The sequence below is a fragment of the Pseudomonas sp. 2VD genome, assembly GCF_005503585.1.
Taxonomy (GTDB): domain Bacteria; phylum Pseudomonadota; class Gammaproteobacteria; order Pseudomonadales; family Pseudomonadaceae; genus Pseudomonas; species Pseudomonas aeruginosa.
This window is the reverse complement of sequence record NZ_SCND01000231.1, coordinates 1-9,766: the sequence shown is the minus strand read 5'-3', so window position 1 is coordinate 9,766 and position 9,766 is coordinate 1. Positions and strand designations below refer to the sequence as shown.

At 69.4% G+C, this 9,766-nt stretch carries 9 protein-coding genes; all 9 read left to right on the top strand.

Going from position 1 to position 9,766, the window contains the following annotated elements; genetic code table 11:
- Window positions 1-2 precede the first annotated feature (2 nt).
- Complete coding sequence (locus FFS27_RS21870; RefSeq protein ID WP_078464657.1) at window positions 3-497, top strand: RNA polymerase sigma factor; 495 nt, start codon at window positions 3-5, stop codon at window positions 495-497.
- Window positions 494-1,489 (top strand): FecR family protein, encoded by a 996-nt coding sequence (locus FFS27_RS21865; protein WP_009877356.1) that lies wholly within the window; start codon window positions 494-496, stop codon window positions 1,487-1,489. The genes FFS27_RS21870 and FFS27_RS21865 overlap by 4 nt, the downstream gene beginning before the upstream one ends.
- Window positions 1,490-1,636: 147 nt before the next feature.
- Window positions 1,637-4,024, top strand: coding sequence for a TonB-dependent siderophore receptor (locus FFS27_RS21860; RefSeq protein ID WP_137952210.1), 2,388 nt, complete (start codon window positions 1,637-1,639; stop codon window positions 4,022-4,024).
- Window positions 4,025-4,296: 272 nt separating this feature from the next.
- Window positions 4,297-5,214 (top strand): pca operon transcription factor PcaQ, encoded by a 918-nt coding sequence (pcaQ, locus tag FFS27_RS21855; protein WP_009314968.1) that lies wholly within the window; start codon window positions 4,297-4,299, stop codon window positions 5,212-5,214.
- A gap of 134 nt (window positions 5,215-5,348) precedes the next feature.
- Entirely contained in the window at window positions 5,349-6,068 is a 720-nt protein-coding gene (gene pcaH, locus FFS27_RS21850) for a protocatechuate 3,4-dioxygenase subunit beta (RefSeq protein WP_003102187.1), read from the top strand.
- A 10-nt stretch (window positions 6,069-6,078) separates the two neighbouring features.
- On the top strand, window positions 6,079-6,684 hold the full coding sequence (gene pcaG, locus FFS27_RS21845) for a protocatechuate 3,4-dioxygenase subunit alpha (protein ID WP_003111471.1): 606 nt from the start codon (window positions 6,079-6,081) through the stop codon (window positions 6,682-6,684).
- A gap of 215 nt (window positions 6,685-6,899) precedes the next feature.
- Window positions 6,900-7,739, top strand: coding sequence for an IclR family transcriptional regulator domain-containing protein (locus tag FFS27_RS21835; protein ID WP_137952209.1), 840 nt, complete (start codon window positions 6,900-6,902; stop codon window positions 7,737-7,739).
- Window positions 7,740-7,891: 152 nt separating this feature from the next.
- Window positions 7,892-9,043, top strand: a complete 1,152-nt coding sequence (gene triA, locus FFS27_RS21830) for a triclosan efflux RND transporter adaptor protein TriA (protein WP_073665457.1) — start codon at window positions 7,892-7,894, stop codon at window positions 9,041-9,043.
- Window positions 9,040-9,766: triclosan efflux RND transporter adaptor protein TriB (gene triB / locus FFS27_RS21825; protein ID WP_137952208.1), on the top strand; the 727-nt coding region annotated here is incomplete at its 3' end. The genes triA and triB, both read left to right, overlap by 4 nt.

The following is a 9,766-nucleotide window of genomic DNA, read 5'->3' as shown; positions in this document are numbered from 1 at the left end:
TCCTGGCCCAGCGCCAGCGCATGGAAAGCCTGGTCAGCCGCTGGGTCGGCTGCCGGGCGACCGCCGCCGACCTGGTCCAGGAACTGTTCCTGCGCTTCTGGCGGCGCCCGGCCGCCCCGGTGGAGGAGCTTGGCAGCTACCTCCTGCGCAGCGCGCGCAACCTGGCCATCGATCACTTGCGTGGCGAAGGATCGCGGCAGCGGCAACTGGACGACTGGCTGCCGGAGCAGCGCCAGGGCGAGCCGGTCGGTCCCGAGCAGGCGCTCGAGGCCGGCGACCAGTGGCGCCGGGTCGAGGCCGCCTTGCGCGGCCTGCCCGAGCGGACCCGGCGGATTTTCCTGCTCAATCGCATCCACGGCCGCACCTACGCGGAGATCGCCCAGGCCATGCAGCTTTCCCAAAGCGCCGTGGAAAAACATATGATGCGCGCCCTCGACGCCTGCAAGGCGAGCCTGGCCGGCCCGGCCGGCGAGCAGGCAAGGAGCGCCCAGCCATGACCCGACCCGATAGCGACGCCGCGCCCTACGATCCCGTCCTCGAGCAGACCGCCCAGGCCTGGCTGGTGCGCCTGCGCGGTACGCCGGATGCGGCGACCCGGCGGGCCTTCGAGGACTGGCTGGCGCAGCGGCCGGCGCATGCCGAGGCCTATGCTCGCGCCGAGGCGCTCTGGCGCCTGACGGAAATACCGGCGAGCCGCCTGGCCATCGAAGAGGCCGATGCCCTGGAAGCCTACCTGCGGCCGCGCCGAGCGTCGCGCAACCCGCGGCGCTGGGCCTACCCGCTGGCCAGCGTCGCCTGCCTGCTGGCGATGCTCTGGCTGGGCGGCTGGTGGCAGCCCGGCGACTGGCTGCAGGACTGGCGTGCCGACTATGTCGCCGCGCCGGGACAGGTCGCCGAATGGAAGCTGGCCGATGGCTCCTACCTGAGCCTGGACGCCGGCAGCGCGGTGCGCGTGCGTATCGACGGCGGCCAGCGGCGGGTCGAACTGCTACGCGGCGCCGCCGCGTTGCGGGTGAAGCGCGACACGCTGCCATTCGTGGTCGAGGCCGGCGAAGGCCGGGCGCGGGTACTGGGCACCGAGTTCGAGGTCCGTCGCGGCGCCGGGGAGACCCGCGTCACCGTGCTGCAAGGGCGGGTCGCGGTGAGCGCCGGCACGGGCGCGGGCGCCGCCGAGGAAGTGCTGGGCGCCGGCCAGCAGGTCGGCTTCGCCGACGGCAGGCTGGGCCGGCCCGTGGCCATCGACGCCGCCGCCGCGCTGGCCTGGCGCCAGGGCTGGCTGAGCTTCTACCGGCGGCCGCTGGCGGAAGTGCTCGACGAACTCGCTCGCTACTACCCCGGACGCATTCTCCTGCTCGACGACGCGCTCGGCCGCCAGCCGGTCAGCGGCAGCTTCCGCAGCGACGATCCCGAAGCCGCGCTGAAGTCGCTGCAGGCGGTGCTCGGCTATCGCCAGCAGATCCTGTTCGGACGCCTGGTGGTGATTCGCTGACGGCGGCCCCGGTCCGTTTGGCCGCAGGAATCTTTCCCGGCGAAGAATTTTTTTGCGCTGGGGGGTGAGGTAAATCCGGCGCCGCTTCGTGTAGTGCTCATGACCGCGATTGATTCGCATTAGAAAAGCGACCGACACGAGCAACCCATGACCCCCTTCCCGCGCTTCGCCCTGCTTACTCTCCCCGCCCTGTTCCTCAGCCTCGGCTGTCTCGCCGCCACCGCGCAGGCCGCCGAGGCGGTTCGCTACCGCTTCAGCCAGGCTGCCGCGCCGCTGGCCCAGGCGCTCAACGCGTTCAGCCGGGCCAGCGGGCAGACGCTGCTCTACACCGCCGAGCTGCCGCCGCAGGCGACCGCCCCGGCATTGCACGGTTCGCTGGACGCGGAGGAGGCGCTGCCACGCCTGCTGCAGGGCAGCGGCCTGCGCGCGCGGCGGATCGACGAGCGCACCCTGACCCTGGAACCGATCCCCGCCAGCGGCGCGCTCGACCTCGATGCCACGACGGTGTCCGCCGCCGCCCCGGCGCAGGGCTACCGGCCGGCGGCCAACGCCTCGATCAGTCGCGGCGATGCGCCGCTACTGGAAATCCCCCAGGCGATCAGCGTGGTCCCGGCACAGGCGCTGCAGGACCAGCGCCCGCGCAACCTTGACGACGCGCTGGGCAACATCAGCGGCATCACCCAGGCCAACACCCTCGGCGGTACCCAGGACGCGGTGATGAAACGCGGCTTCGGCGACAACCGCGACGGCTCGATCATGCGTGACGGCATGCCCTCGGTGCAGGGCCGCAATTTCACCGCCACCGCCGACCACGTCGAGGTGCTGAAGGGGCCTGCATCCCTGCTCTATGGCATCCAGGACCCGGGCGGGGTGGTCAACGTGGTGAGCAAGAAGCCGCAACTGCAACAAGCCAACGCCCTGACCCTGCGTGGCTCGGCCTACGCCCACGGGCGCAACGGCAGCGGCGGCCAGCTCGACTCCACCGGCCCGCTGGGCGACAGCGGACTGGCCTACCGGATGATCCTCGATCATGAGGACGAGGATTACTGGCGCGACTTCGGCAAGAGCCGCGAGACGCTGGTGGCGCCCTCGCTGGCCTGGTACGGCGAGGACACGACGGTCAACCTGAGCTACGAGCACCGCGAGTTCACCACGCCGTTCGACCGTGGCACGGCCATCGACCCGCGTACCAACCGCCCGCTGGACATCCCGCGCAGCCGGCGCCTGGACGAGCCCTTCAACATCACCGAAGGCCGTTCCGAGCTGACCCGCCTGGATCTCGAACGGCAGCTCGACGACACCTGGAAGGCCCACTTCGGCTACGGCTACAGTCGCGAGACCTACGACGACAACCAGGCCCGGGTGATGGCCGTGAACGCCGACGGCACCCTGACCCGGCGCATGGACGGCACCCACGGCGCGGTCAGCAGCGACAGCTTCGCCACCCTCGGCCTGAGCGGAACGCTGCAACTGGCCGGGATGCAACATGACCTGCAATTCGGCATGGACCACGAGAAGCGCAAGATCTTCCGCGCCGACCTGCTGCGCGACAGCAAGACCAGCCGCTTCGACTACCTCGACCCGGTCTATGGCCAGGTGGTGCCGTCGACCCGGGTGGTCGCCGGCGACAGCGACCAGACCGACAAGCTGCGCAGCGACTCGCTGTATTTCCAGGACTCGATCCACCTGGACGAACGCTGGATCCTGGTCGGCGGCGCGCGCTACCAGATCTACGACCAGCTCGCCGGGCGCGGCCGGCCGTTCAACGCCAACACCGATATCAACGGGCAGAAATGGGTGCCGCGCGGCGGCCTGGTCTACCGCCTGAGCGACGAGGTTTCGCTGTACGGCAGCTACACGCGCTCGTTCAAGCCGAACTCGACCATCGCCCCGCTGAGCACCGGCGAGACCATCGATTCGGCGATCCTGCCGGAGGAGGCGACCTCCTGGGAGCTGGGCGCCAAGCTGGATGTGCCGGGGCGTCTCAGCGGCACCCTGGCGCTGTTCGACATCCGCAAGAAGAACGTGCTGGTCAACGAACTGGACGGTGCCGGCAACAGCAGCGTGCGCGCCGCCGGCCGGGTCCGCTCGCGCGGCCTGGAGCTGGACCTCACCGGCCAGCTCAGCGAACGCTGGAGCCTGATCGGCAGCTACGCCTGGCTCGCCGCGGAAGTCACCGAGGACCCGACCCTGGAGGGCAAGCGCCTGCAGAACGTGGCGCGCAACACCGCGTCGCTGTCGGCGGTCTACGAACTCGGCCAGCTCTTCGGCGGCGACCGCCTGCGCCTGGGCGGCGGCGCGCGCTACGTCGGCAAGCGCCCGGGCGACCCGGCCAATTCCTTCGACCTGCCGTCTTACACCGTGGCCGATGCCTTTGCTAGCTACGACACCCGCTTCGGCGGACACGGCGTGAAGTTCCAGCTCAACGTGAAGAACCTGTTCGACCGCACCTACTACCCGTCCAGTGCCAATCGACTGTACGTGGCGATGGGCGAGCCCCGGCAGTTCCAGCTGTCGACGACGGTGGAGTTCTGAGTCGGCGCTCGCTCCTGGCGGGGTTCCTGGCGTCCTCCTGGACGATGGGAGGCCTCTCCCGCCCTCTGGCCCGGCAGGGAGAAGGGCCGCCGCGGTGCTGCCCGGCGCAGGATCGGTGAATCGTTCCGTTCGACGATGGTCCATCCAGTGCCTTCTCCCTTCAGGGAGAAGGACGCGGAGCAGCGCCTGGGCGCGATCTCATCGCACGCCACCTCGTCCCCAACCTGCCCGTTGGGTACCATGCCCGCACCACTCGCCGCCACGGCCACCCCATGAACCTCGACAACCGCATCAAGTTCCGCCACCTCGCCTGCTTCCTCGAAGTCGCCCGCCAGCGCAGCTTCGCCAAGGCGGCGGACGCCGTGGCGGTGTCGCAGCCGGCGATCTCCAAGACCCTCAAGGAACTGGAGGAAATCCTCGGCGCGCGGCTGTTCGAACGGAGCAAGGCCGGCGCCGAGCTGACCGAGGCGGGGGTGACCTTCCTGCGCTATGCCGGCCCCTGCGTGCAGGCCCTGCGCGACGGGGTGAACACCCTGCGCGGCCACGAGGCGCAGGTCGAGACGGTGCGGGTCGGCGTGCTGTCGACGGTGGAGAGCCTGGTGGTGCCCGAGGTGATCCGGCGCCTGCACCGGCGCCACGGCGCGCTGGTGGTCAGCGTCGCCACCGGACCCAGCGCCTACCTGCTGGCGCAACTGAAGGTCGGCGAGCTGGACCTAGTGGTCGGGCGGATGACCGATAGCCCGGACATCCAGGGCCTGACCTTCGAGCACCTGTACAGCGAGTCGATGATGCTGGTGGTGCGTCCCGGCCACCCCTTGCTCGCCGCGCCCCTCGGCGACCCGCAGCGGCTGGCCGAATTCCCGCTGGTGCTGCCGCTGGCCGGCACCACCATCCGCCGCCACGCCGACAGCCTGTTCGTGCAATGGGGCATCCCGCTCGCCGGACAGCGCCTGGAAACCCTCTCGCCGACCCTCAGCCGCAGCTATGTGTTGCGCAGCGAGGCGATCTGGGTGGCGCCGCGCGATGCCGTGCGCCTGGACGTCGGCAATGGCGAGCTGGCCGAGCTGGACCTGGGTATCCGCGAACCGGGCGGTTCGGTCGGGCTGTGCCACAACGCGGCCTTGCCGTTGCCACTGGGGGCGCAATGGTTCAGCGCGGTGTTGCGCGAGGTGGCCGCCGAGTTGCACTGATGAAGCATAACCAAATGGTTATGTATAGGGCCGGATAATTCACTGTCCCCGTCCCGTCTCCTGCGCAAGACTTCGTTTTCCATGCCTGAATCCACAAGCCTGGCGACCGATAACGCGAATAACAGGAGCCCGACATGCACGACGCCGAAAGCCGTCGTTTCGTCATCCGTGACCGAAACTGGCACCCCAAAGCCTTGACCCCCGACTACAAGACCTCCGTGCCGCGCTCGCCGAGCCAGGCGCTGGTGAGCATCCCGCAATCGCTCTCGGAAACCAGCGGGCCGGACTTCTCCCACCTCAGGCTCGGCCGCCACGACAACGACCTGCTGCTCAACTTCGACCACGGCGGCCTGCCCCAGGGCGAGCGCATCATCATGTTCGGCCGGGTCTTCGACCAGTACGGCAAGCCGGTCCCGCACACCCTGGTGGAGATGTGGCAGGCCAACGCCGGCGGGCGCTACCGGCACAAGAACGACCGCTACCTGGCGCCGCTCGACCCGAACTTCGGCGGCGTCGGCCGGACCCTCACCGACAGCGAGGGCCACTATTACTTCCGCACCATCAAGCCCGGGCCCTATCCCTGGCGCAACGGCCCCAACGACTGGCGCCCGGCGCACATCCACGTGTCCGTCAGCGGCCCGGCGATCGCCGCGCGGCTGGTCACCCAGATGTACTTCGAGGGCGACCCGCTGATCCCCAAGTGCCCGATCATCCGCACCCTTGCCGACCCGGAGGCGGCGCAGAGCCTGATCGGCCGGCTCGACATGAGCATGGCCAACCCGATGGATTGCCTGGCCTACCGCTTCGACATCGTCCTGCGCGGGCAGCGCAAGACCTTCTTCGAGAACGCCTGAGGAGCCGACCATGAGCCACGAACTGCTGCGGGAAACCCCTTCCCAGACCGCCGGTCCCTACGTCCACATCGGCCTGGCGCTGGCCGCCGCCGGCAACCCGACCCGCGACCTGGAGATCTGGAACCGCATGGCCCGCGAAGGCGCGCCGGGCCAGCACATCCTCCTGCTCGGCCACGTCTACGACGGCAACGGCCACCTGGTGCGCGACTCGTTCCTGGAGTTCTGGCAGGCCGACAGCGAAGGCCGCTACCAGGAGCGCTACGATCCGGAGCGACCGTTCAACAGCTTCGGCCGCACCGCCACCACCTTCGATGCCGGCGAGTGGACCCTGCACACGGTCAAGCCGGGGGTGGTGCGTAACGCCCAGGGCGTGCCGATGGCGCCGCACATCAACGTCTCGCTGTTCGCCCGCGGCATCAACATCCACTTGCAGACCCGGCTGTACTTCGATGACGAGGCCGAGGCCAACGCCGCCTGTCCGGTGCTCAACCTGATCGAGCAGGCGCCGCGTCGCGACACCCTGCTCGCGCGGCGCTGCGAAGTGGACGGACAGCTCGCCTACCGTTTCGACATCCGCATCCAGGGCGACAACGAGACGGTGTTCTTCGACTTCTAGGCGCATCGATCGCGCGGGACGCGCGGGAAGGAAGGGCGCCCTTGCCGGAGCGGCAAGGGCGTACCCAGAACCCGCCGATGGGTACCTGACATTACTCCCGGAGGGTGATGGGTAGCCCCGACAGTACTACAGTCGGAGGCGCTCCGGTCAATTGCGATGATCGAACGAGTGTCCGATAATCGGTGAGCCTTTCCGTGACCCGAGCCCGAACGTCCATGAGCGAACTCCCGGAACACCCCGCCACCCTGGCGCCGCCGACCGTCCTTTCGCCAGCCAAGCGCATCGAGGCCTTCACCGGCGATCCCAACTTCATGACCTCGCTGGCCCGTGGCCTGGCGGTGATCCATGCGTTCCAGGAGCGCAAGCGGCACCTGACCATCGCCCAGATCAGCCACCGCACCGAGATACCCCGCGCCGCCGTGCGTCGCTGCCTGCACACGCTGATGCAGCTTGGCTACGCCACCACCGACGGGCGCACCTACTCGCTGTTGCCGAAGGTGCTCACCCTCGGTCACGCCTACCTGTCGTCGACGCCGCTGGCGATCACTGCGCAGCCGATCCTCGACCGCCTCAGCGAACAGCTCCACGAAGCCTGTTCGATGGCCACCCTGGAGGGCGACGACGTGCTCTACATCGCCCGTTCGGCCACTCCCCAGCTGCTGATTTCGGTGGACCTCAACGTCGGCAGCCGGCTGCCCGCCTATTGCACCTCGATGGGCCGCATCCTCCTCGCCGCGCTGGACGACGACGCGCTGCACGCCTACTTCGGCGGAGTGGAGATGCAGGCCAAGACCAGCCGTACCCTGTATACCCCCGAGACCCTGCTGCCGTGCCTGGTGGAGATTCGTCGCCAGGGCTGGTGCATCGTCGACCAGGAGCTGGAAGTCGGCCTGCGCTCGCTGGCGGTGCCGGTACGCGACTCCGCCGGCCATGTGCTCGCCGCGCTGAACGTCGGCACCCATGCCGGGCGGGTCTCCCGCGCCGAACTGGAAAGTCGCTTCCTGCCGTTGCTGCTGGAGGCCAGCCGCGAGCTGAGCGCGCGCCTGTTCACCTGACGCCGGAGGCGATCCCCTCCACAAGTTTGGAAAAGGAACCCCCGCTTCCATCTGATAGTCGCAATCCTTGGGGACGCGGCTAGAATCCCTGCCAATTCTGGGAGTTTCCGGCCGTATCGGCCGGTATCTGTATGGATCGCGAAGGGGAAGGCATGTCAGACGCCAGAGGCGCTTTTCATTCCAAAGGTCGCTGGTCGCGGATGGCGCTGCCCGCCATCCTGTGCGCCAGCCTGCTTGTCGGTTGCGGCGCCGAGCCGCCCGCCGAGGAACACGTCCGTGTGCTGGCGCAGACGGTGAAGATGGCCGAGTTCGCCTCGGCCACCTCGATCACCGGCGACATCCAGGCACGGGTACAGGCCGACCAGTCGTTCCGTGTCGGCGGCAAGATCGTCGAGCGCCTGGTCGATGTCGGCGACCACGTCGCGGCTGGCCAGGTGCTGGCGCGGCTCGACCCGCAGGACCAGCGCAGCAACGTGGAGAACGCCCAGGCGGCGGTCGCCGCGCAGCAGGCGCAGTCGAAGCTCGCCGACCTCAACTACCAGCGGCAGAAGGCGCTGCTGCCCAAGGGCTACACCAGCCAGAGCGAGTACGACCAGGCGCTGGCCTCGGTGCGCAGCGCGCAGAGTTCGCTGAAGGCCGCCCAGGCGCAGTTGGCCAACGCCCGCGACCTGCTTTCCTATACCGAGCTGCGTGCCTCCGACGCCGGGGTCATCACCGCCCGCCAGGCCGAGGTCGGCCAGGTGGTGCAGGCCACCGTGCCGATCTTCACCCTGGCCCGCGACGGCGAGCGCGACGCGGTGTTCAACGTCTACGAGTCGTTGTTCAGCCACGATGTCGACGGCCAGCGGATCACCGTCAGCCTGCTCGGCAAGCCGGAAGTCACCGCCAGCGGCAAGGTCCGCGAGATCACCCCGACGGTGGACGAGCGCAGCGGTACGCTGAAGGTCAAGGTCGGCCTCGACTCGGTGCCGGCGGAAATGAGCCTCGGCAGCGTGGTCAACGCCAGCGTCGCCGCGCCGGCCGCGCACAGCGTGGTGCTGCCCTGGTCGGCGCTGTCCAAGGTCGGCGAGCAGCCGGCGGTCTGGTTGCTCGATCAGCAAAGCAAGGCGCGTCTGCAACCGGTGCGGGTGGCACGCTACGCCAGCGAGAAGGTGGTCATCGACGGTGGCCTGGAGGCGGGCCAGACAGTGGTCACGGTGGGCGGCCAACTGCTCCATCCGGGCCAGGTGGTCGAGGTGGCCCAGCCGCCGCAGCCGACCCAGAGCACCGCCAGCCGCGACGCCGTGGGCGGAGGCCAGCCATGAAGCCGTTTTCCCTCGCCGGCCTGTTCGGCTTCGCCCTGCTCCTCTCCGGCTGCGGCGACGAGCCGCCGCCGGCACCGCCGCGGCCGGTGCTGACGGTGACCGTGAAGACCCTGAAGAACGACGACCTCGGTCGCTTCGCCGGGAGCATCCAGGCGCGCTACGAGAGCGTGCTCGGCTTCCGCACCAACGGACGGATCGCCTCGCGCCTGTTCGACGTCGGTGACTTCGTCGGCAAGGGCGCGCTGCTGGCAACCCTCGACCCCACCGACCAGCAGAACCAGTTGCGCGCCAGCCAGGGCGACCTGGCCAGCGCCGAGGCGCAGTTGATCGACGCCCAGGCCAATGCCCGGCGCCAGGAAGAACTGTTCGCCCGCAGCGTCACCGCCCAGGCGCGCCTGGACGATGCGCGGACCCGCCTGAAGACCAGCCAGGCCAGCTTCGACCAGGCCAAAGCGGCGGTGCAGCAGGCCAGGGACCAGCTTTCCTACACGCGCCTGGTGACCGATTTCGACGGCGTCATTACCACCTGGCACGCCGAGGCCGGGCAAGTGGTCAGCGCCGGCCAGGCGGTGGTCACCCTGGCCCGGCCCGAAGTGCGCGAGGCAGTCTTCGACCTGCCCACCGAGGTCGCCGAGAGCCTGCCGGCCGACGCGCGCTTCCTGGTCAGCGCCCAGCTCGACCCGCAGGCCAGGACCACCGGCAGCATCCGCGAGCTGGGTCCGC